This window comes from Peribacillus sp. NPDC097225, from assembly GCF_044761955.1.
Classification (GTDB): domain Bacteria; phylum Bacillota; class Bacilli; order Bacillales; family DSM-1321; genus Peribacillus.
In genome coordinates this window covers 471,390-492,382 of record NZ_JBIWDJ010000001.1, presented here as the reverse complement: position 1 = coordinate 492,382, position 20,993 = coordinate 471,390, and the positions used below count along the sequence as shown (strand labels likewise).

Genomic DNA, 20,993 nt, shown 5'->3' with positions numbered 1-20,993 from the left:
AATCCGAACCTCGTCAACAATGGTAACGAGGTGTTTCTATATGAAAAAGAAACGAATGAGGATACTTGCAGTTGTCTTGGCTATGTTCATGCTGATGCTCATTGGCCGAATAGCTTATATCCAACTAGTGTCTACAGAATCCTTTTCCAAGCATGATGTGAATTTAATAGAAGCAAGTGTAAACCAACGCTCGCAAATTTTAAAGATTGACGACGGACGGGGGAAGTTTTACGACCGAAATGGCATTCCACTTGCCCATGAAGAAATCCCGACACTTGTTTTGTTTCCGTTTTTAAATAAGATGAACTGGCCTATAGATCAAGTCGCTTCCATAATTGGCAGGACGGAATGGGAACTGAGACAGTCGATCGCAGAAGCGAAAGATCCCTTTGTTTTTGGTGGGGATGACCCGATCGAGCTAACCTTGGATCAGTCCAAGGCAATCAATGAATTGAAAATCCCTGGCGTATTTGCGGTGAACGAAAAGCTATATCATGATCAAATACCCGCCGCACAATTGATTGGTACAACGAATATATCGGATGCCGAAAAGAAAAAGCGCTACCCGGATATGCAGCTTTCTGCAGATACGAAAATTGGCAATACGGGTTTACAAAGGACATTTGATGAGTTCTTACTTTCCGATGGAGAATCAAAGCTCGTATTTCATGTCGATGCCAGTGGGGGTCCGATGTTTGGCGTGGACGTAAAATATGTGGAACCTGCCAACCCTCTTTACCCTGTCAAAGTGATCACGACCATCGATAAGAGCATTCAAGAAGAAGCAGAGAAGCTCGTGGATGAGCGCGGGATTGAAAAAGGTGGACTTGTGCTGATTGATATTGAAAAAAGCGAAATCGTGGCCATGGTGTCCCGCCCCGCCCTTAATAAAAAGGACCCCAATGGCGAAGGTGCCATCAATACGATGCTCACTCAAAAAACGCCCGGATCCGTTTTTAAAACGGTAACGGCAGCAGCTGTCATTGATTACGAGGCTGCGAGCCCAACTAGAACGTTTGATTGTGATAAAACGATTGAAGGGGAAGCCGATAAACAGAGAGAGCTTGGCAGGCTGAATTTTGAGAATAGCTTTGCCCAGAGCTGTAACAGGACATTTGCCGAATTATCGAAGGAAATCGCCGTAAAGGATCCGGACTTTTTGGATAAATATGCTGAAATGTTGGGGTTGGTTGGCCAATCCGGATGGCAGGGGGATGTTTACCATACGGCCGTCACCCAGTTGTACCATGAACAAAAAGGAAAGGTATGGCATGATGAACAATTGAAAAAGGATCCGAAAATGATTGCCAAGACATCCATTGGTCAACAGGATGTCCAAACCACACCACTTGCCATTGCCAATATGATGGCGACCATTGCAAGAGGAGGGAAGAAAGAACAGGTCAAAGCAGTTTCGAAGGTAGAATTCGACAACGGCACGACAGTAGTCGACTTTCCTACACAAACAATGGCGGGAGATACAGTGAAGCCTTATACGGCGATGAAATTGCAACATCTTTTACGAAAGGTGGTCACGGAAGTGAAAGGGACCGGTGCTTCTCTAAAGAACCTTCCTGTTGAGGTCGCAGGGAAATCGGGGACTGCACAGACTAACATTGAAAAAGGGGAGCTCAATAAATGGTTTGCTGGGTATTTTCCGTATGAAAATCCCAAATATGCACTGGTTACGGTGAATTTTGAAACAAATGAAAGTAGTTCCAGCATGACGCCTCTATTTTCAGATATTGTAAATGTTCTATATAGCAAGGACCAGAATATACGCGAGAATTGACGAAAAGTGTAGGAAACCTTCCCCTTCTATCTCCAGCTGAATCATGATAGAATGAGGCTGAAAGTAAAGGTAGGGAGGAATGGACCTTGAGTTCTAGATTCAATCAGAGAGATCAAAAACGAAAATTAAATAAAATTTATAATATCGCGATTACCATCGTATCCATTCTCATTGTCATTGTGGCAGCCACGATTTTCCTTAGTGATGACGATTCCACAGAAAAAGCGACAACCGAGCCGAAACAAACCACTGAAAAACAACAGAAGAAAGCTGAGAAAACAGAGAAAAAAGAAGATGCACCAGGAGTCGAGGAAGAAGAAGCGGATGAAGAAGATTCAGAAGCGACAGATACGACTGAGGAAGATAAGGACAAGGATGCTGAGCTTGTAGAAGTGGAGGCAAGCGGAGATGGCAATGTCGAGAAGGCTTATACGAGTGAGGGTTGGAAACCGGTTGGTACAGAGCAATCGGGTGAACATACGACAAGCTTCGAAAAGGGTTCGGTTGACTGGAATGAAATGCGTAAGGCGATTGCCCTTGGAGCTGGTGTGGACGAAGGCAGCATGAAGTTATGGTGGTTACAAAACGGTGGATCTCCGAGTACGGCCATCGGCACTGTTTCAGATGGAAACGAATCACAAACGTATCGTGTACATATCGAGTGGGTGGACGGTTCTGGATGGAGACCAGTCAAAGTCGAAGAATTGAAAGTGAATGATAAAAAGTAAGCATGAAAATCCCGAAAAGCGATGGCTTTCCGGGATTTTTTTCATTTTTTCGCTTTAAAATGGACGACGGCGCTATAGAAGCGGCGTCCTTCTTCACTGACATACATTTGGTGTGATACGGAGTGCACCTGTAGCAAGATCGCTTTGTTGATCTCGATTTGGGATTGGATCTTTTCTTCTAGGCTCTTGATGCTTTCCGCTTCGAAAAATTCAATTTTATCTTCGAATAAATTTAAATCAAGTTGAAAATCCATACTATATTCCTCCAAGGTTTTGATAGTGTTAGTGTACCATCAAATCTGGTGAAACTGCCTAAAAAATGCGAACCGTTTTTGTTTACTCTCATATTCTGTTCATAGGTATGATTATTTCTCATAAAAAGGTGATTAATATGGGCAGAGAGTTTTTGGAACTATTTGATGAATGGTCTAAATCGTATGATGAATCCGTCAAGGGACAGGATATTGAATATCAAGAGGTTTTTAAGCACTATGACAAAATATTGGATAGTGTCGCGAGCCGGTCCCATGGCCATGTATTGGAGTTTGGGGTGGGAACGGGGAATTTGACGGAACGGATGATAAAAGCCGGTCTCACGGTATCTGGGATCGAACCATCTCCAGCCATGAGAGAAATAGCAATCAGAAAGTTACAGGATAAAACGGAAATCGTGGATGGTGATTTCATCGACTTTCCGATGCCGAAACAGGTCGATTCAATCGTTAGTACGTATGCTTTTCACCATTTAACGGATGAAGAAAAAGAAAAAGCCATTGCCAACTATGGAAAGTTACTGAATGCTGGTGGTAGAATAGTGTTTGCGGATACCATGTATCAATCAAAAGAAGCGCATGATCAAGCGATTCGGGATGCAGAGGATGCAGGCTTTCATAATTTGGCGAAGGATTTGCAAACGGAATATTACACGACGATTCCTTTTTTGGAAAAAGTGCTTGTAAAACATGGGTTCACTGTGAATTTTGAGCGTTGCAACTCATTTGTTTGGATTATGGAGGCGGAAAAAATATAGGAAGAGGTTTTTACTAATGAAGGTAGCCATAATCGGAGCAATGGAAGAAGAAGTTACGATTTTACGCGATAAATTGGAAGGGCTGGAACAGGTGACGATTGCCGGTTCGGAATTCAATACAGGGTCATTGAATGGAATCGATGTCATTTTGCTTAAATCAGGAATCGGAAAAGTGAATGCGGCCATGTCGACCGCAATCCTTTTGGAAAAGTTCAAACCGGATGCAGTCATTAATACGGGATCTGCAGGTGGATATCACCCTGATTTGAATGTCGGCGATGTCGTCATTTCAACTGAAGTGCGCCATCATGATGTGGATGTAACGATTTTTGGCTATGAATATGGTCAAGTGCCACAACTGCCTGCTGCTTTCATCCCGGATGAAAAGCTATTCACAATAGCAGAAGAAGCGGCTAAAGAAATTAAAGATATCCAAGTGGCAAAAGGATTGATCGTGACGGGTGATTCGTTCATGAATGATCCGGTTCGTGTCGAATTCGTCAGAGGTAAATTCTCTAATTTATATGCGGTAGAAATGGAAGCGGCAGCAATCGCTCAGGTTGCACATCAATTCCAGACACCGTTTGTTATTATTCGCTCGCTTTCGGATATCGCTGGCAAGGAGTCCAATGTTTCCTTTGATCAATTCCTGGAAACGGCGGCGCTTCATTCAGCGGAACTGATTCTGAAAATGGTTGAAAAAATGAAATAAGCCACAAAACAGCTAGTGATCAGCGGAAGCCATTCCGCTGATTATTCTTTATCTCCACCTTTAAACCAACTAAGCTTCTAAGAAAACTTAGAGAGGATGTCCACTATGAAGGTCATTCACAACATACATGATTTGATTGGCAAGACGCCCATGATGGAAATCACTTCTTTCACGATTCCGAATGATGTCCGGATTTATGCCAAATTGGAATTCCTCAATCCTGGGGGAAGCGTGAAGGATCGTCTTGGCCAAGAACTTTTGAAGCAAGCTTTTGCCACGGGAGCATTAAAAAGAGGTGGGACCATTATCGAACCGACCGCTGGAAATACAGGGATAGGTTTAGCCTTGGCAGCGATTAACCAGGGTGTCGATGTGGTTTTTTGTGTACCGGAGCAATTCAGTAGCGAGAAGCAGGAGCTGATGCGTGCTCTTGGGGCAAAAGTTGTGCAAACCCCCACTGAAGACGGTATGAAAGGAGCCATTGCCAAATCAAAGGAACTTCTTGCCGAAATTCCTGGTGCATACTGTCCTCAACAGTTTGCCAATCCCTCGAATCCGGAGACATATTATAAAACACTTGGTCCGGAAATTTGGGAGCAGCTCAATGGCAAGGTCGATGTGTTCGTTGCCGGTGCGGGAACTGGAGGAACCTTCATGGGGACATCCCGATATTTAAAAGAACAAAACCCTGCAGTCAAAACCGTCATCGTCGAACCGGAGGGATCCATCTTAAACGGCGGGAAAACGGGACCCCATAAAACGGAAGGAATCGGCATGGAGTTTTTACCCGCTTACATGGATGAGGCGTATTTTAATCAGATTCATACGATAAGCGATCAAGAGGCCTTTGCCAAGGTGAAAGAATTAGCCTTGAAAGAAGGACTGCTCGTCGGGAGTTCCTCTGGTGCTGCGTTTGCCGCGGCCTTGATGGAAGCGGAAAAGGCCCGGGCAGGTACAAATATCGTCGTCGTTTTTCCGGATTCCAGCGAGCGTTATTTAAGCAAAAATATTTATCGGGGAGGCCTATGAAGTGAGGAAGAAGACGCAATTGATTCATGGAGGCATTTTTGGCGATCAAAAAACAGGGGCCGTATCGGTGCCAATCTATCAGGTAAGCACATACAAACAGGATGGGCCTGGAAAGCACAGGGGCTATGAGTACTCCCGTACCGGCAATCCGACCCGCCATGCTCTCGAGGAATTGATCAAGGAGCTTGAAGGGGGGAAACGGGGATTTGCCTTTGGTTCCGGAATGGCGGCAATGACGGCTGTGATGATGCTCTTTAATCAAGGGGATCATGTCTTGCTGACTGATGACGTTTATGGAGGCTCTTTTCGGGTGATGACAAAAATCCTGAACCGTTTTGGGCTGGAGGCCACCTTTATCGATACGAGTGATATAGACTCTATAGAAAAAGGGATTAAGCAGAATACAAAAGCGCTGTTCATTGAATCCCCGACCAATCCTTTATTGAAAATCACCGATCTTGAAGAAATAGCTAAAATAGCGAAGGCACACAGCCTGCTAACCATTGTGGATAATACGTTCAGTACTCCATATTGGCAAAATCCGCTTACGCTCGGGGCAGATATCGTTCTCCATAGTGCAACGAAGTATCTTGGGGGCCACAGTGACGTTGTGGCTGGTCTTGCCGTCGTGAATGACGAAAAACTAGGGGAAGACCTTCACTTTGTCCAGAACTCCACAGGAGGCGTGCTGGGGCCTCAAGATTCCTGGTTGTTGATGCGTGGAATGAAAACACTCGGCATTCGAATGGAAGAACACGAAAGGACCACCTCGGCAATTGTCCGTTTCCTAACCGGGCATGAATCAATTTTAAAGGTGTATTATCCAGGCCTCGTCAATCATCCCAACCATGAAATAGCCAAAAAGCAATCCCGGGGTTTTGGTGGCATGGTCTCATTCGATGTCGGCAGTGGTGAGAAGGCAGAACGGGTGCTTCAAAAAGTGAAATACTTCACCCTTGCTGAAAGCCTTGGGGCTGTGGAGAGCCTTATATCGGTTCCGGCCTTGATGACTCATGCCTCGATTCCAGCCGAACGACGCGCAAACTTAGGCATCACGGATGGATTAATCCGAATATCCGTAGGGCTGGAAGATGTGGAAGACCTCTTGGAAGATCTAGAACAGGCGTTAGAAGGATAGAACCACTTACACAGTTTCCTCCCATTATTTACACCCAATCATTTGGAATTAATATGGTAGAATGAGATATAGATTGTTTACTAGAAGAAAGAAGGGGTGAATGGATGAAAAACCGTAAAAATCAAACGGCAGCTGCTCTACGTTCCAAAATGGCGGATTTTAAACAATTTGCGATCACCTTATTATGTGTAGGAGCGTTCTTTTATTTAGGAACGATACTGCCTACAACCGGAAAAACGGACCTTTCCACCAATGTCTATATGGGAGCGACTGTACTCTTCCTCGGTTTGTCCATCCTCTTTTTCCTTATATCCAAAAAATATAAAAAAATCTTGGACGAAAGCGATGACCAAGATTTTTTACAACAATAGCAATCAAGCCTGATTCTCCTAGTGTAACTGGGGAATCAGGCTTTTTTTATTACCTTATATTCTGGAACAGAAAAAATTTCTAAAAATTACAAAAAGTCTATTTACAAAACGTTATTTATTGGATATACTTACCAAATAATATTCCAAAGGAGGTCGAAGAAGATGAGAACATATTTACTTGAAATCAACATTAAGCTGATTAGCTGGATCTTGCCAACAAACAATCATATACTATTCGACCTGTGCCATGCGGAATATTCTTAAAGCAAATGGGCTTTATTAATCATTCAGACATAATGGCCGCAGGTAGAATCCTTTTACCCTGCGGCCTTTTTATATTTTTTAAAATCCCGCAGGAGGAAGGAACTTTCTGCGGCCTTTTTATGCCTTTTTGGTAAGCCGCCCCCTTAAAGGAGGTGATATTATGACACTGAATATGCTGTTTTTTACAATCACGATCAAAATGAGGAAAATGACTGCTGAGGAATGTTTGCAAGAAGATCGAATCAGGAAATTACGTGAGCAGCACCTAGATAAAGCAATGAGGCATCGTCCTTTTTTCTAATCTAAGGGGCACGTAGGAAATATTAAAATGAAAGGTGGAGATCAATATGATTAAATGGGCTATTATAAAAGGGGAAAAGTGTTGCTACTGGCAGGAGAAGGATACCGGCTAACGCAGGTAGGGCAATCTTCACAGTATCGCCATGGATTGTATGAAAAGTATTCATAATAGCAGCGGTCGGCAATCACATAAACGTGGTAAATTGAAGACAGGTTCAATTATAAGGAGTGATTCAGAATGTTCTCAATCGTAATGGTACTGGTTGTTACGACTGTCATTGGAACAGTAATCGCTGTAAATGTTTCTGTCGATGCCGATAAACCGCTGCACAGCATCATGGACTATGTAAAATAGAAAAAACTCGGCACTTGGCCGAGTTTTTTCTATTTTAACAGCATGGCCCCGGTCCTCCGCAGCCCCCGAATCCGAATCCACCAGGAATGAACCAGAATCCGAATAACAGCAGTAAGATGACGAGGACGACGATCAAGGCGATTCCAAGACCGAATCCACCTCCGCCATAACAAGGTGCTGGGCATGGAGCACCGTAATTATATCCGTATGGTCCATAGCCGTATCCCATACAAATCCCTCCCTTCCGCTTAAATTCCCTATCATTATATGTAAGTTTGTCTATGTTTGATTGGGATTTTAAAAGGAGAATTCTTGAATGATTTCCCTCCCACATTTTCTATTAATCGCTTAGGTGCTTTTGTGGGCATCTTTTAGACAGGTTCATCAATCCTTGAATCCTAAAATCATGGATATTCCAGAGAATATCCATGCAGGTAGACACTCTCTAGCAACGTAATGAACCAAGCGGAGGATTTCTTTTTGTGGTACAGACAAGAACAAGCCCACAACCGCATAGGTATGGATAAGGAAACACCCAATGAGGCGGGAGGATGAAACCAATGCCTGGAATACTTACTGCAGTCGGTTATCTCATCAAGGAATTTTACTTATTAGTTTCCTATGTGAAAAATAATGCTTTTCCCCAGCCATTATCTTCACAAGATGAGAAGAAGTATCTGAAGCTTATGAGTGAAGGGGATGGGGAAGCCCGTAATATTCTCATCGAGCATAATCTTAGGCTAGTGGCCCATATCGTCAAGAAATTCGAGAATACCGGTGAAGATACTGAAGATCTGATATCAATCGGGACCATTGGATTGATAAAGGCTATTGAAAGCTATTCCGACGGTAAAGGCACGAAGCTTGCCACTTACGCAGCACGTTGTATTGAAAATGAAATCCTGATGCATTTACGTGCAACAAAAAAAACGAAAAAGGATATTTCCCTGCATGATCCAATCGGTCAAGATAAAGAAGGAAATGAAATCAGTTTAATTGATGTATTGAAATCAGAATCAGAGGATGTCATTGACACGATTCAGCTTAATATGGAAATAGAAAAAGTGAAGAAGTATATTGGTGTTTTGGATGAGCGTGAAAAGGAAGTCATCGTTGGAAGGTTTGGACTAGATTTAAAGAAAGAGAAGACGCAAAGAGAGATTGCTAAAGAACTGGGCATATCTCGTAGCTATGTATCAAGAATTGAAAAGCGTGCCTTGATGAAGATGTTCCATGAATTTTATCGTGCGGAGAAAGAGAAGGAAAAGAAGGCCAAAGATAATGGGATGTAAAACGAAGAGAGTGCGGATTCTTGCTTCCGCACTCTCTTCGTTTTTTTATTTATTGCGAATCAGGTCTGCAAAGGCATGGTAGATTTCAATGCCCTGGAACAGAAATAGACGTGATGCAGTTAACGAAAAGATTCCAATCATGATTAGGCGGAACCACATATCCATCACTCCTCGATTTTTTTTGTAATATCAGTGAGTGAGAGAAGCTATGTAATTCGCCTGATAAAAGACAGGATTGAAAAAACGTCGGCGGAAGGCAGAGAGGAAATAAAGGAATCGGAATATCCATGATTCTTTCACTAGCAAAACGATGAGGATTAGGCTGACTTTCAAGTAAGGTATCAGTGCAAACTTCTTCTCGATTTTCTTCAAAAGGTGTACGTCATGGCCCTCTTCAAGGGTCAATGGAGTATGCTGCTGGTAGGAATGGGGCAGTGTCCAGAGGAGAAGGGCAATGACTGAAAAGTGGATAATGAACTTCAAAAAGGACCACCAACTTTTCGATTAATACGTACATCAATCATATCATGCTTATAAAATGGAAAGCGGGAAAACAATTAGACAAAAATCTACTTAATCTTCCTTATGAATAGGAAAAAATGGATGGACCCTCTATAATGGTGTTGTTGATAATAAGGAGGGAATTATGTATGGGATATTCTTTAACGTGGGATTTGGATGTCTTTTTTAAAGGGGGAAGCTCTTCAGCGGAATTTCTGCTCCTAATGGATGAAATCAAACAAGAAGTGACGGAATTGGATCAAGCTGTGTGTCTGTTGAATTCAGAGGGTAGTGAAAAGACTTTGATCAAGGCTCTCGATCTTTACAAAGTCACCAAAATGAAAATGGAACAAGCAGGGGCTTTTATCGGTTGCCTTGAGGCCCAAAATGTTCAGGATAAAAAAGCAGGTCAGTTAAGGGTCAAACTGATGAAGGTGGAAGCATCCTTGAAAGTCGCTTTAAGTAGACTGGATGAAAAACTGGTCCAGTTAAATGATGATTGGTTCGAGAATGTCCTCAAGAAAGAACCGTTGAATGAACTGGCCTATGTATTGAATGAGCGTCGAGACCGTGCTAAAGAGAAACTTTCGGTCCAGGAAGAGTCGCTGATCACCCAGTTGTCCATGGACGGATTTGAAGGATGGAGCCAAATGTATGATACGCTCGTCGGTTCGATGACGGTTCCGTTTAAAGGGGAAGAGCTTTCTATCGGTCAGGCAGCAAATAAATTTTCCAGTCCGGACCAAAGTGTCCGAAACGAATTATTTACAGCTTGGGAACGTGCATGGGAAGAAAAGGGTGAACTGTTTGCAAGGACCTTGAATCATTTGGCGGGCTTTCGGATTAGCGTGAATGAAAAAAGGGGCTGGAACGATATTTTGAAGGAACCCCTGGACATCTGCAGGATGAAGAAAGAGACGCTTGAAAGCATGTGGCAGGTCATAGCTGACAATAAAGAACCACTTGTGCGGTTTTTACATAGAAAGGCTGAAATGCTTGAAGTGGGAAAACTGAGTTGGGCTGACTTGGATGCACCTATTGCTGTTACGGCCACATCGAAAGTAATGGAGTATCAAGAAGGGGCAGACTTCATTATCGGACAATTCTCGAAATTCGGAATTCAATTGGCGGATTTCACCCAAAAGGCATTCAAAGACAGCTGGATTGAAGCGGAGGATAGACCAGGCAAGAGACCAGGCGGTTTTTGTACAGGCTTCCCACTGGATCATCAATCCCGGATATTTATGACCTATTCGGGAACGCCTTCGAATGTATCGACATTGGCCCATGAGTTGGGACATGCCTTCCATTCCCATGTGATGGGGAATATCCATCCATTAAATCGCTCATATGCCATGAACGTGGCTGAAACAGCTTCTACATTCGCTGAGATGGTCGTAGCGGATGCAGCTTTGAAAGAAGCATCCAGTGAGGAAGAGAAGCTGATTCTTCTAGAAGATAAAATTCAGCGCTCCGTGGCGTTATTAATGAATATCCATGCCCGTTTTCTATTTGAATCTAGGTTTTATGAGGAAAGAAAACAAGGATATGTAAGTGCTGAGCGTTTAAATGAGCTGATGGTCGATGCTCAGAAAGAGGCATATGGGGATGCGTTAGATGAGTATCACCCGACATTCTGGGCCTCGAAGCTTCACTTTTATATCACCGATGTTCCATTTTATAATTTCCCGTACACATTCGGTTATCTATTTTCGTTAGGTATCTATGCGAAAGCTCTGAATGAACCTGCTGGATTCGAAGAGAAGTATATCGCCCTGCTTCAGGATACAGGTTCGATGAATGTGGAATCCTTGGCTAAGAAGCATTTGGGTGTCGATATAACCACACGAGGTTTTTGGCAAGAAGCGGTTTCTACCTGTATGCAGGATGTTGAGGAATTTATGCGTTTGACGGATCCACTTGTTCGAAAGGCATGAAGCGGAAAATTGCAAAAAAAAGGGTGCCCGAATAGGGCGCCCGCTTCCTTCAGCAATTAAACCTTTCTCAATTTAAATGGACTGATCATAAGTAAAGATAATAGAATCATAAGAAATAAGAAAAAGACCGGGTGTAAATAAGGAATCGCCAGGTAGCTAAGTGTGGCCACACAGCCAACGACGGTAATCGGTACGCCGGTAAAATATCCATTATTCTCACTTATATTGAAGCGTGCAAGGCGGTATGCTCCGCAACCGATATAAAAAACAGTTAAAAATGTTCCTGGGGCACCGAATTCTATTAATATTCCTTGGTATAATAGTAGAGCGGGTGCGACTCCAAAAGAAATAATATCACACATGGAATCAAGCTCTTTACCTAATTCCGATTCAATGTTAAACTTCCTCGCAACCATACCATCAAATCGATCTGCTAGGGCAGCCAGGAAAATTAAAAGCAAGCTAAGATTTAATTGGTCGTGTATCACGGCTATTATGGCAAATCCACCGAGGGATAAGTTCATTAGAGTTATAATATTGGCTGTTTGGGTTTTCAATTTTTTTATGGTTTGATCTAGGGCATGTAATAAAAACATCTTTTCCCTCCCTTCAAAAAAAGCAAAATAAAGTAAAGAATAGTAAACATAAGTATTTATTATATAATAATATTGGAATGAACGCAATTTATGCAAGTGCTTTTTGAATTTTTTAACAAGTTGGAGTGGTATAGTTGTATCAAACATTTTATCGTATTCTTATAGAACTCACGAATGGAAGAGTATCTTCAGGCCTATTAAAACAGTTCAGCCAATCACGATGGAGTAGGCCCTTGATTCCTCTATATGTGAAAAAATTCAACCTTGATCAACAAGAGTTCAACAATGACATGAATGCCTATACGAATTTGCATGATTTATTTACAAGGCAGCTAAAACAGGGGACGAGACCGGTTACGACCGACAGCTCTGCGGTGGCGTGTCCGGTCGATGGCGTTCTCGAGGACGCGGGAGAAATTCGTACTGATAAAAAAATCGTCGTTAAGGGAAAGGTATATTCTATGGAAGAAATGGTGGGGGATGCTCTGTTTCTAGAAAAATACCTAGGCGGTAAATATCTCGTGTTATACTTAAGCCCGAGCCATTATCATAGGATTCATGCACCCATTTCCGGTTCTGTAATCAAAAGGTGGACACTTGGGAAAAAGTCATACCCTGTCAATAAATGGGGGATGAAGTATGGTAAGGAGCCCTTGGCCAAAAATTATCGTACGATTACAGAATTACAAAGCGAGGAAGGGTGCATAACCATGGTCAAGGTCGGCGCCATGTTTATCAATTCCATCGTCATAACGGATGATTCAAGGCAATTGAAAAAAGGACAGGAATTCTCTTATTTCAGTTTCGGTTCAACCGTCGTTCTGCTCTTCGAAAAGGATCGCTTTAGACTCGCCGAAAGCTTATCCGTTCCTGCTGATGTCAGGGTCGGTGAAACGATTGGACATTTGGCGGCCAAGCAAGAAGGGGTATGAAAATAAAAAGGCTAACAGGATTTGTCAGCCTATGTATCCCATATTAAAATAATGAGCGAATTCTATGTGTTAAGGACCTTCGATGGATTTCTGTTTCAATTAGACGGATGAAATCAGAGCTCAGCTTTAAATTCCTTGCTTTAAAATAGGATTCAAGCAACAAATCATCAGATAGTTTTTGCATTAGAACGCCATTTACGGCTGCCACCTCCAGTTGGAATGCGAGGAATACTTTGCATTTCTAGACATATATTATTAAGTCATCTTTGGTGTACCCCTACTGTATCAGAAATAAACTTGGAGAACAATCGTTCTGTTATCCACAACCAAAAGTGGATAACCTGTGGTTAAGTTGTTTACAAAGTAAGTGAGATGTTACATATCAGTATGGAAAATGTTAGTAAAGTTATCCACAGGTTGGTTGTAGGCAATATTTGTCGAAAACTATTGGTAATTTTTAGGGTGACTCATGGATTCAAGTTATCGATTTCTTTAGCTTGTTTGAAAAATGCCTTTTCATATTAGAAAACATACATTATGATGTTTCTTTACGATTAGCCCTTCTTTCACGAATTTTTTGAAAGTAAGCCGAAAATTCGATATGATAGAGACGGTAAATTTCAAAGAAAATACAGAGGTGTCAGTATGCTTAAATTATTTTTGCCGAGTGAACATGTTCAAAGCATTTTTGATATAGATCCTGAAAAGTTGAAAGAAAAGGGAATAAAAGGAGTGATCACTGATTTAGATAATACATTGGTGGAGTGGGATAGGCCCACCGCTACCCCTGAATTGATTATCTGGATCGATAAATTACGGGCCCACGGGATTTTAGTGACGATTGTATCGAATAATAATGAGAAACGCGTTCGTTCTTTTTCCGACCCCCTTCAGATTCCCTTTATTCATCAGGCGAGAAAACCGATGGCAAGAGCCTTCCATAAAGCACGGAAGGCAATGGGCTTGAAGTTGGAAGAGACGGTAGTAATCGGAGATCAGCTGATGACGGATGTATTGGGAGGAAATAGGGGAGGATTCCATACGATCCTCGTCGTACCGGTCGCACAAACGGATGAATTCAGAACGAAAATTAACCGCTATTTCGAAAGAAAGATCATGGCGTTCTTTAAACGAAAAGGAATGATAGAATGGGAGGAACACAATTGAACAGCCAACAAGAATTAGTATGCATCGGGTGCGGTGTGACAGTCCAGTCAGAACATCCCAAGGAATTGGGCTACGCCCCTCAATCCGCACTGGAAAAAGAAAGCATCATTTGTCAGCGTTGCTTTAAATTAAAACATTATAATGAGGTTCAAGATGTTTCTTTAACGGACGATGACTTTTTGAAAATCTTGAATAAAGTGGGAGAAACCGATTCTTTGATTGTTAAAATCGTCGATATCTTCGATTTCAATGGAAGTTGGTTGCCTGGATTGCACCGATTCGTCGGACATAATGACGTACTATTGATTGGAAACAAGGTAGACTTGCTTCCAAAATCGGTAAAGCCGAATAAACTGATTAATTGGATGAAGAAATCTTCGAAGGAATTGGGATTGAATCCAGTCGATGTCCTGCTTGTCAGTGCAGAAAAGGGAAAACATATCCTTGAAGCGGCTGATGCGATAGAAAAATATCGGAATGGTAAGGACGTATATGTCGTCGGTTGTACGAACGTCGGGAAATCAACTTTCATCAATCGCCTTATTAAAGAAGTGAGCGGTGAAGGGGATATCATCACGACTTCGCATTTCCCTGGAACGACTTTGGATATGATTGAGATCCCGTTGGATGACGGACAAGCTTTGATTGATACACCAGGAATCATCAACCACCATCAAATGGCCCACTATGTTGATACACGTGATTTCAAGGTTATCATGCCGAAGAAGGAAATCAAACCGAGGGTTTATCAGTTGAATGAAGCTCAAACGTTGTTTTTTGGCGGATTGGCTCGTTTGGATTATGTATCAGGAGGCAGACGCTCTCTGACATGTTATCTTTCCAATGAATTGAACATTCACCGTACGAAATTGGAGAAAGCGGATGAATTATATAAGAATCATGCTGGAGAAATGCTGACGCCTCCACGTCCGGCTCAATTGGAAGAATTCCCGAAATTGATTCCGCATGAGTTTACTTTAAAAGAAGGTAAAATGGATATTGTGTTTTCAGGTCTTGGCTGGGTTACAGTCAATGAACCAGGAGCAAAGGTCGTCGCGCATGTACCGAAAGGCGTTAACGTAATCGTCCGTAAATCATTAATCTAATCCATAGGGGAAGGGATTCCATGAAGAAGATATTTGGTGTAATAGGGGATCCAATTGCTCATTCGATGTCTCCGGACATTCATAATGATGCTTTTGAAAAAGAAAATATACAGGCCGTTTATCATCATTTTCATGTCAAACCAGATAGTTTGCCTGATGCGATAAAAGGCATGAAAGCCCTTGGTGTATCAGGGTTTAACATAACGATTCCACATAAGACCCCAGTCATACCCCTACTCGATGAGGTAGACGAATTGGCGCTTGCCATCGGGGCAGTAAATACAGTTTTTAACGAAAAAGGCCGCTTTATAGGGTATAATACAGACGGAATAGGATTTTATAGATCTTTATGCGATGAAATATCAGGTGACATTAAGGCTAAAAAAACGTTAGTGATCGGAGCGGGCGGTGCTGCACGTGCCATTTACTTTACCCTTGTTAAAGAAGGGGTAAAGCAAGTTGATATCGCGAACCGGACGAAGGACCGGGCAGCCCACCTTGTTTCTGATTGCCCATATGATAAAGAATCAAAGGCGCTCACGATTGACGAGGCGGAACAAAGCTTATCACAATATGATTTGATCATCCAAACAACATCTTGCGGGATGAGTCCGAAGTTGGATCAATCCCCAATGAAGTTAGACCAGCTTAAGGCCGGTGCATTTGTCAGTGACATTATCTATAATCCTTTGCAAACGCAGTTTCTACGTGAAGCCAAGGAAAAAGGAGCGGTAACGCTTAATGGACTTGGCATGTTCGTCAACCAAGCTGCGTATGCTTTCGAGATTTGGACCGGAATCAAGCCGGACACAACAAGAATGACAGATATTGTCTTGAACAAACTAGGAGGTAACACATGTTAACAGGAAAGCAGAAAAGATTTTTACGTTCAAAGGCCCATCATCTAAATCCAATTTTCCAAGTTGGAAAAGGCGGGGTCAATGACAATCTCATCAAGCAAATTGGTGAGGCGCTAGAAGTACGCGAATTGATTAAAGTGAGCATTCTGCAAAACTGTGATGAGGAACGTAATGAAGTAGGACGTGCTTTATCAAAAGGTGCAAGAGCTGAATTGGTTCAAATTATCGGTAATACAATCGTATTATATAAAGAATCAAGAGAAAACAAACAAATTAAATTACCGTAAGGGACCTACCTATCTTATGAAAAAAATTGGAATTCTTGGCGGTACATTCAATCCTCCACATATCGGACATTTAATTATTGCTAATGAAGTGCTAGATGCTCTAGAGTTAGATGAAGTCAGATTTATGCCCAATCATGTTCCTCCCCATAAGGAAAAAACGGAGGAAGTTACCGATTTGGACAGGATGGCTATGCTTGAAGATGCTATAGCCGGGCATCCCTCTTTTTATATAGAAGGTATTGAAATTGAAAGAAAAGGCACATCCTATACACATGATACAATGAAATTGCTGAAAGAGCGTGAACCTGACACAGAATTCTTTTTCATCATTGGTGCGGATATGATCGAGTATTTACCTAAATGGCATCGTATTGACGAGCTAGTCAAGCTTGTGAACTTTGTCGGGGTGAAACGGCCGGGCTATAACGAAAAAACGGACTACCCTATTACGATGGTTCAAGTCCCACAGATGTTCATCTCCTCCTCCATGATCCGAAGGAAGTTAAGGACAGGGAAAACCGTGAAATACCTATTAGCCGATCCAGTGGTGAAGTATATAAAAGGGAATGACTTATATGAATCGTGAGGAAGCATTAGCGCTTGTCAGAGAACAAATCACCGAGCGTAGATATATTCATACTTTGGGCGTGGTCGAGTCTGCGATTGAACTTGCAGGACGATATGGTGCCGACGTCAAAAAGGCGGAACTCGCAGCCATTTTTCACGATTATGCAAAATTTCGTCCGAAAGAGGAAATGGAGCAAATCATCATCTCTGAAAAAATGGCACCGGACCTATTGGAATACAATATGGAGCTTTGGCATGCCCCGGTTGGTGCTTACCTGGTAGAAAAAGAGGCCGGGATCACCGATCGTGAAATACTTGATGCAATCGCCTATCACACGTCAGGCCGGGTGGGAATGAGCCTTTTGGATAAGGTCGTCTATCTTGCCGACTATATTGAACCAGGGCGTTCTTTCCCAGGGGTCGACGAAGTGAGGCAGACAGCCAAGGAAAACCTGGATCAGGCTGTCATACAGGCTTTGCGAAATACAGTGGCCTTTTTAATGAAAAGAAATCAGGCCATTTACCCTGATACATTTAAGACATATAATGATCTAATCATGAATTTGAAGGAGAAGATGTAATGACTGAACGTGAACTTCTAACAATTACAGCAAAAGCGGCGGACGATAAAAGAGCGGAAGATATCGTTGCCTTAAATATGAAGGGAATTTCCTTGGTGGCGGATTACTTTTTGATTTGTCATGGTAATTCCGAAAAACAAGTACAAGCCATCGCACGTGAAATGAAGAGCAAAGCGGACGAAGCGGGCATCAATGTTAAGCGCCTTGAAGGTTTTGATGAAGCGAAATGGGTACTTGTTGACCTAGGTGATGTGGTTGCACACGTTTTCCATAAAGATGAAAGAAACTATTATAACCTTGAACGTCTATGGGGAGATGCACCTTTCGAAGATCTTGAGGGTGAACTGACTCAATGACGTACGAACGCTTTGCCTATGTATACGATGAATTAATGAAGGATGCTCCCTATGAAAAATGGTTGTTAATTCTGACGGCGAAGCTAGAGCAATATGGGATAGAAGGAAAGAAAGTACTGGATTTGGCCTGTGGTACCGGTGAGATTACCGTTGAACTGGCGCAGCATGGTTTTGATGTATCCGGTGTGGACTTATCTGATGAAATGCTGATGGTTGCCAATGAAAAAGCGGCGAAGCAAGGATTATCGATTCCTTTATTTCAACAGGATATGGCAGAACTTGAAGGGCTTGGTCTATATGACTGTGTCACGATTTTTTGTGATTCGCTGAACTACCTTCGCGAGGAAGCGGATATTGTAAAAACTTTCAGCCGGGTTCATGATCATTTGAAGGAAGGCGGATTATTCCTGTTCGATATCCATTCGATTTATAAGATGGAAGAGATCTTTTACAATAATACGTTTGCCGTCAATGATGAAGAAGTCTCCTACATTTGGGACAGTTTCCCCGGGGAAGAACCATACAGTGTCGAGCATGACCTTAGCTTTTTTGTCAGGGACGATCAAAGCGGTTTATATGACCGTTTCGATGAATTACATTACCAGCGCACCTATCCGATTCAACAATACAAACAATGGTTGCAGCAAGCAGGATTCGAAACCCTCGAAATACTGGCGGACCTAGAAGAGAAACCGCCCGTTAACGAAACCGAACGAATCCTTTTTGTAGCCAGGAAATAATATGGGAAATAATAAGGGTCAGACCCCCTTTCGCACGGCGATGCACGAAAGGGGGTCTGACCCTTATTTTATTTTTTATTGGGAAGGAGTTTTGATTTTGGTTCTCGAATAGTTAGTAAGGATGGCCAAATTGTTTTTCGACTTCTTCAAGATCTTCTGCGAATTTTTCATGTGTTGCATGAAAAAGGTGATGAAACATCTCTCCGGTTTCTGCTTCTAAAACTTTGATTCCCTCACCTGTTATCCCGCCTTTTACACACACCTTTTCCTGTAAGGTCGGTAAGGTGTAAATGCCTTTACCCAGCAGTTCCCCCAATCCTATCAACATGTTCTCCGTTAAAATCGTTGCCGTTTTTTTATCGATTTTCGTCGTGTCTACCGCCCCTTCAATAAATGCCTGTGCTAAATAGCTAAAGAATGCAGGGCCACAGCTGACTATGTCAGAAGCGACACGGGTGATGTCATTATCGATGATGGTTGGCTCTGAGATGGATGAGGCAAGCTTCTGTAGCGACTCCTGCATCTCCTTGCTGCACGTTTCACTGAAGCTCAGTAACGATACCCCTGAACCGACCCGGTTCGTTATGCTGGGAATAAAGCGTGCGCATGGCCCCTTAACTTCTGCTTCAAGCTGAGAGACAGAGAGAGGGCTTGTGATGGATATGAGTAATTGTTCCTTTTTTATATGATGTTTGATGCCCTGCAATAGGCTATGGATTTGTAAAGGTTTTACGCAGAGAAAGATAAAATCAGCTTGATGGACGACTTCAACTGCACTTGCCGCCAATTGGATGCCAGGATGCTTTTCCTTCAATACTGAGGCTTTGGAAAGCGTTCGATTGGTAATGATTAAATCCTTTGGCTTCAATACCTCCGCTTCAAGCCACGATTCTATTAAAATCGTCCCCATATTTCCGGTACCGATCACACCGATTTTCTTCATGACTACAACTCCCTTCAAAGAAGCACAACTTCTCAATAAACACTATGGCCGTTTACCCTGTCCTATGACAATGGAATGATGAAATGATACGGAAGGAGCTCAATTAATTATGGAGACAATCCTCAAAAAGAAACTAACAGTGGTAGCCGTTGCCATCGTTATTGTGGTAATAGGTTTTTATCTTTTTTTTCAACCAGAAGACGAAACGGCTGGCACAGAAGATATCTTTGCCGCTTCCGCAAACGAAGAGATGGAAGAAGAAACGAAGCCAGAAGCCGAATCGGAACCCAGAATTATGAAAGTCGATGTGAAGGGGGCCGTCCGGGCTCCTGGTGTATTTACGGCACAAGCTGGCGATAGGGTAATTGACTTGATTACCGAAGCAGGAAGTTTCACGGATAAGGCTGATATGGATAAAGTAAACCTGGCACAGCTTGTGGAGGACCAAATGGTCATTTACGTACCGAAGATAGGCGAAGAAGATGTAGAGGGTCCTGCGAATGTTGCTACCGCTCCAACTGGTTCCATGGCTTCTGAAGGGGCATCTAGTAGTACGGGAGGTCAAGTGAACTTGAATGCAGCCACACAAGCGGACTTAGAAACGCTTTCTGGAATCGGTCCGTCAAAAGCCACAGCCATCCTTGAATATAGGGAGACAATCGGGAAATTCAAGCAGGTGGAGGATTTAAAAAACGTTTCTGGTATCGGGGATAAAACGTTTGAAAAGTTAAAGGATTCGATTACGGTTCAATAAATAATGAGAATGGGTACACAAAAGGACGGGAAGAAGGTAAAATTGAAGAAAGAAATTTACTGAGTCAAAGGGGACGACAACACATGAATCGGATTAGCTGGGATCAATATTTCATGGCTCAAAGCCATTTGTTAGCGTTAAGAAGCACGTGTACTCGTCTAACTGTGGGGGCAACTATTGTGCGGGATAACCGGATTATTGCGGGTGGGTATAACGGCTCGATTGCGGGTGGCACCCATTGTATCGATGATGGCTGTTATGTCATCGATAATCATTGTGTCAGAACGATTCATGCTGAAATGAACGCGCTTTTACAATGTGCCAAATTTGGCGTGCCGACAGCGGGAGCAGAAATTTATGTGACGCATTTTCCGTGTTTACAATGCTGTAAATCGCTGATACAGGCCGGGATCAAGGCTGTTTACTATGCAGAGGATTACAAAAACCATCCTTATGCTATTGAATTGTTCGAACAAGCCGGAGTTAAGATGGAAAAGGTTGAAGCAAAAGGGGCCATCGACGTGAATGGCAAAGAGAAGCAGGACTTTGTTTTATCTTTGTTAAGTCAACTGGAACAAAACGGTCTTGGAAAAGAGGTAGTTTTGGACCTGGAAAAGCAGGCCAAGCGGTTATTTGATTAGTAAATGAAAAGGAG

General features: G+C 42.6%; 27 protein-coding genes. 21 read left to right on the top strand and 6 right to left on the bottom strand.

Annotated features, from left to right (window positions below; all coding sequences use genetic code 11):
* Positions 1 to 40 precede the first annotated feature (40 nt).
* A complete protein-coding gene (locus tag ACIQXH_RS02490; protein WP_403121993.1) occupies positions 41 to 1,792 on the top strand; it encodes a peptidoglycan D,D-transpeptidase FtsI family protein in 1,752 nt (583 codons plus the stop codon).
* Between the two features lie 86 nt (positions 1,793 to 1,878).
* Positions 1,879 to 2,520, top strand: coding sequence for a YrrS family protein (locus ACIQXH_RS02485; RefSeq protein ID WP_402958342.1), 642 nt, complete (start codon positions 1,879 to 1,881; stop codon positions 2,518 to 2,520).
* A 41-nt stretch (positions 2,521 to 2,561) separates the two neighbouring features.
* On the opposite strand, the gene ACIQXH_RS02480 is transcribed toward ACIQXH_RS02485, so the two are convergent.
* The gene (locus ACIQXH_RS02480; protein ID WP_402958344.1) at positions 2,562 to 2,774 is read right to left on the bottom strand and encodes a DUF2536 family protein; all 213 of its coding nucleotides are present in this window, start codon (positions 2,772 to 2,774) and stop codon (positions 2,562 to 2,564) included.
* Between the two features lie 137 nt (positions 2,775 to 2,911).
* On the opposite strand from ACIQXH_RS02480, the gene ACIQXH_RS02475 reads away from it, so the two are divergent.
* From ACIQXH_RS02475 to ACIQXH_RS02450, 6 genes are all read left to right on the top strand, one after another.
* On the top strand, positions 2,912 to 3,550 hold the full coding sequence (locus ACIQXH_RS02475) for a class I SAM-dependent DNA methyltransferase (protein ID WP_402958346.1): 639 nt from the start codon (positions 2,912 to 2,914) through the stop codon (positions 3,548 to 3,550).
* Between the two features lie 16 nt (positions 3,551 to 3,566).
* The gene (mtnN, locus tag ACIQXH_RS02470; RefSeq protein ID WP_402869673.1) at positions 3,567 to 4,262 is read left to right on the top strand and encodes a 5'-methylthioadenosine/S-adenosylhomocysteine nucleosidase; all 696 of its coding nucleotides are present in this window, start codon (positions 3,567 to 3,569) and stop codon (positions 4,260 to 4,262) included.
* A 105-nt stretch (positions 4,263 to 4,367) separates the two neighbouring features.
* Positions 4,368 to 5,291, top strand: coding sequence for a PLP-dependent cysteine synthase family protein (locus ACIQXH_RS02465; protein WP_403121991.1), 924 nt, complete (start codon positions 4,368 to 4,370; stop codon positions 5,289 to 5,291).
* Between the two features lies 1 nt (position 5,292).
* The gene (locus ACIQXH_RS02460) at positions 5,293 to 6,429 is read left to right on the top strand and encodes a bifunctional cystathionine gamma-lyase/homocysteine desulfhydrase (RefSeq protein ID WP_403121989.1); all 1,137 of its coding nucleotides are present in this window, start codon (positions 5,293 to 5,295) and stop codon (positions 6,427 to 6,429) included.
* 104 nt (positions 6,430 to 6,533) lie between these two features.
* A complete protein-coding gene (locus ACIQXH_RS02455; RefSeq protein WP_402958354.1) occupies positions 6,534 to 6,800 on the top strand; it encodes a YrhC family protein in 267 nt (88 codons plus the stop codon).
* Positions 6,801 to 7,224: 424 nt separating this feature from the next.
* Positions 7,225 to 7,365, top strand: a complete 141-nt coding sequence (locus ACIQXH_RS02450; protein ID WP_402958356.1) for a YrzI family small protein — start codon at positions 7,225 to 7,227, stop codon at positions 7,363 to 7,365.
* 388 nt (positions 7,366 to 7,753) lie between these two features.
* On the opposite strand, the gene ACIQXH_RS02445 is transcribed toward ACIQXH_RS02450, so the two are convergent.
* On the bottom strand, positions 7,754 to 7,948 hold the full coding sequence (locus ACIQXH_RS02445; protein ID WP_402869663.1) for a sporulation protein YjcZ: 195 nt from the start codon (positions 7,946 to 7,948) through the stop codon (positions 7,754 to 7,756).
* Positions 7,949 to 8,279: 331 nt separating this feature from the next.
* Here ACIQXH_RS02445 and sigK point away from each other — a divergent pair, with 331 nt between their 5' ends.
* Positions 8,280 to 9,011: an RNA polymerase sporulation sigma factor SigK gene (gene sigK, locus ACIQXH_RS02440; RefSeq protein ID WP_402869661.1), complete on the top strand. Its 732-nt coding sequence runs from the start codon at positions 8,280 to 8,282 to the stop codon at positions 9,009 to 9,011.
* Positions 9,012 to 9,200: 189 nt separating this feature from the next.
* Here the strand turns inward: sigK and ACIQXH_RS02435 are convergent, their stop codons facing one another.
* A complete protein-coding gene (locus ACIQXH_RS02435) occupies positions 9,201 to 9,494 on the bottom strand; it encodes a hypothetical protein (RefSeq protein ID WP_403121987.1) in 294 nt (97 codons plus the stop codon).
* 167 nt (positions 9,495 to 9,661) lie between these two features.
* Between ACIQXH_RS02435 and ACIQXH_RS02430 the strand changes: the two genes are divergently transcribed.
* Positions 9,662 to 11,449 carry a M3 family oligoendopeptidase gene (locus tag ACIQXH_RS02430; RefSeq protein WP_403121985.1) on the top strand — a complete coding sequence of 596 codons (1,788 nt, stop codon included), beginning with the start codon at positions 9,662 to 9,664 and terminating at the stop codon, positions 11,447 to 11,449.
* Positions 11,450 to 11,505: 56 nt separating this feature from the next.
* Here the strand turns inward: ACIQXH_RS02430 and pssA are convergent, their stop codons facing one another.
* Positions 11,506 to 12,045, bottom strand: a complete 540-nt coding sequence (gene pssA / locus ACIQXH_RS02425; RefSeq protein ID WP_402958363.1) for a CDP-diacylglycerol--serine O-phosphatidyltransferase — start codon at positions 12,043 to 12,045, stop codon at positions 11,506 to 11,508.
* A 134-nt stretch (positions 12,046 to 12,179) separates the two neighbouring features.
* Between pssA and ACIQXH_RS02420 the strand changes: the two genes are divergently transcribed.
* Complete coding sequence (locus tag ACIQXH_RS02420) at positions 12,180 to 12,977, top strand: phosphatidylserine decarboxylase (RefSeq protein WP_402958365.1); 798 nt, start codon at positions 12,180 to 12,182, stop codon at positions 12,975 to 12,977.
* 43 nt (positions 12,978 to 13,020) lie between these two features.
* On the opposite strand, the gene ACIQXH_RS02415 is transcribed toward ACIQXH_RS02420, so the two are convergent.
* Positions 13,021 to 13,161 (bottom strand): sporulation histidine kinase inhibitor Sda, encoded by a 141-nt coding sequence (locus ACIQXH_RS02415; RefSeq protein ID WP_402869651.1) that lies wholly within the window; start codon positions 13,159 to 13,161, stop codon positions 13,021 to 13,023.
* Between the two features lie 461 nt (positions 13,162 to 13,622).
* Between ACIQXH_RS02415 and ACIQXH_RS02410 the strand changes: the two genes are divergently transcribed.
* Genes ACIQXH_RS02410 through ACIQXH_RS02375 form a run of 8 tightly spaced genes read left to right on the top strand, consistent with a single transcriptional unit; the run spans position 13,623 to position 18,641 of the window.
* A complete protein-coding gene (locus tag ACIQXH_RS02410) occupies positions 13,623 to 14,144 on the top strand; it encodes a YqeG family HAD IIIA-type phosphatase (RefSeq protein ID WP_402869649.1) in 522 nt (173 codons plus the stop codon).
* Positions 14,141 to 15,250, top strand: coding sequence for a ribosome biogenesis GTPase YqeH (gene yqeH, locus ACIQXH_RS02405; RefSeq protein WP_402986327.1), 1,110 nt, complete (start codon positions 14,141 to 14,143; stop codon positions 15,248 to 15,250). The genes ACIQXH_RS02410 and yqeH overlap by 4 nt, the downstream gene beginning before the upstream one ends.
* Positions 15,251 to 15,270: 20 nt before the next feature.
* The gene (gene aroE / locus ACIQXH_RS02400) at positions 15,271 to 16,113 is read left to right on the top strand and encodes a shikimate dehydrogenase (protein ID WP_402958370.1); all 843 of its coding nucleotides are present in this window, start codon (positions 15,271 to 15,273) and stop codon (positions 16,111 to 16,113) included.
* The gene (yhbY, locus tag ACIQXH_RS02395) at positions 16,107 to 16,397 is read left to right on the top strand and encodes a ribosome assembly RNA-binding protein YhbY (protein ID WP_402869643.1); all 291 of its coding nucleotides are present in this window, start codon (positions 16,107 to 16,109) and stop codon (positions 16,395 to 16,397) included. The genes aroE and yhbY overlap by 7 nt, the downstream gene beginning before the upstream one ends.
* 16 nt (positions 16,398 to 16,413) lie before the next feature.
* Complete coding sequence (locus tag ACIQXH_RS02390) at positions 16,414 to 16,983, top strand: nicotinate-nucleotide adenylyltransferase (RefSeq protein ID WP_402869641.1); 570 nt, start codon at positions 16,414 to 16,416, stop codon at positions 16,981 to 16,983.
* Positions 16,973 to 17,545: a bis(5'-nucleosyl)-tetraphosphatase (symmetrical) YqeK gene (gene yqeK / locus ACIQXH_RS02385; protein WP_402958372.1), complete on the top strand. Its 573-nt coding sequence runs from the start codon at positions 16,973 to 16,975 to the stop codon at positions 17,543 to 17,545. The genes ACIQXH_RS02390 and yqeK overlap by 11 nt, the downstream gene beginning before the upstream one ends.
* Positions 17,545 to 17,901: a ribosome silencing factor gene (gene rsfS / locus ACIQXH_RS02380; RefSeq protein WP_402869637.1), complete on the top strand. Its 357-nt coding sequence runs from the start codon at positions 17,545 to 17,547 to the stop codon at positions 17,899 to 17,901. The genes yqeK and rsfS overlap by 1 nt, the downstream gene beginning before the upstream one ends.
* Positions 17,898 to 18,641, top strand: a complete 744-nt coding sequence (locus tag ACIQXH_RS02375; protein WP_403121983.1) for a class I SAM-dependent DNA methyltransferase — start codon at positions 17,898 to 17,900, stop codon at positions 18,639 to 18,641. Before rsfS ends, ACIQXH_RS02375 begins: the two co-directional genes overlap by 4 nt.
* Positions 18,642 to 18,753: 112 nt before the next feature.
* On the opposite strand, the gene comER is transcribed toward ACIQXH_RS02375, so the two are convergent.
* Complete coding sequence (gene comER / locus ACIQXH_RS02370; RefSeq protein WP_402958376.1) at positions 18,754 to 19,584, bottom strand: late competence protein ComER; 831 nt, start codon at positions 19,582 to 19,584, stop codon at positions 18,754 to 18,756.
* 109 nt (positions 19,585 to 19,693) lie between these two features.
* Between comER and ACIQXH_RS02365 the strand changes: the two genes are divergently transcribed.
* Entirely contained in the window at positions 19,694 to 20,338 is a 645-nt protein-coding gene (locus tag ACIQXH_RS02365) for a helix-hairpin-helix domain-containing protein (protein ID WP_403121982.1), read from the top strand.
* An 83-nt stretch (positions 20,339 to 20,421) separates the two neighbouring features.
* Positions 20,422 to 20,979, top strand: a complete 558-nt coding sequence (locus tag ACIQXH_RS02360; RefSeq protein ID WP_402958381.1) for a ComE operon protein 2 — start codon at positions 20,422 to 20,424, stop codon at positions 20,977 to 20,979.
* Positions 20,980 to 20,993 lie beyond the last annotated feature (14 nt).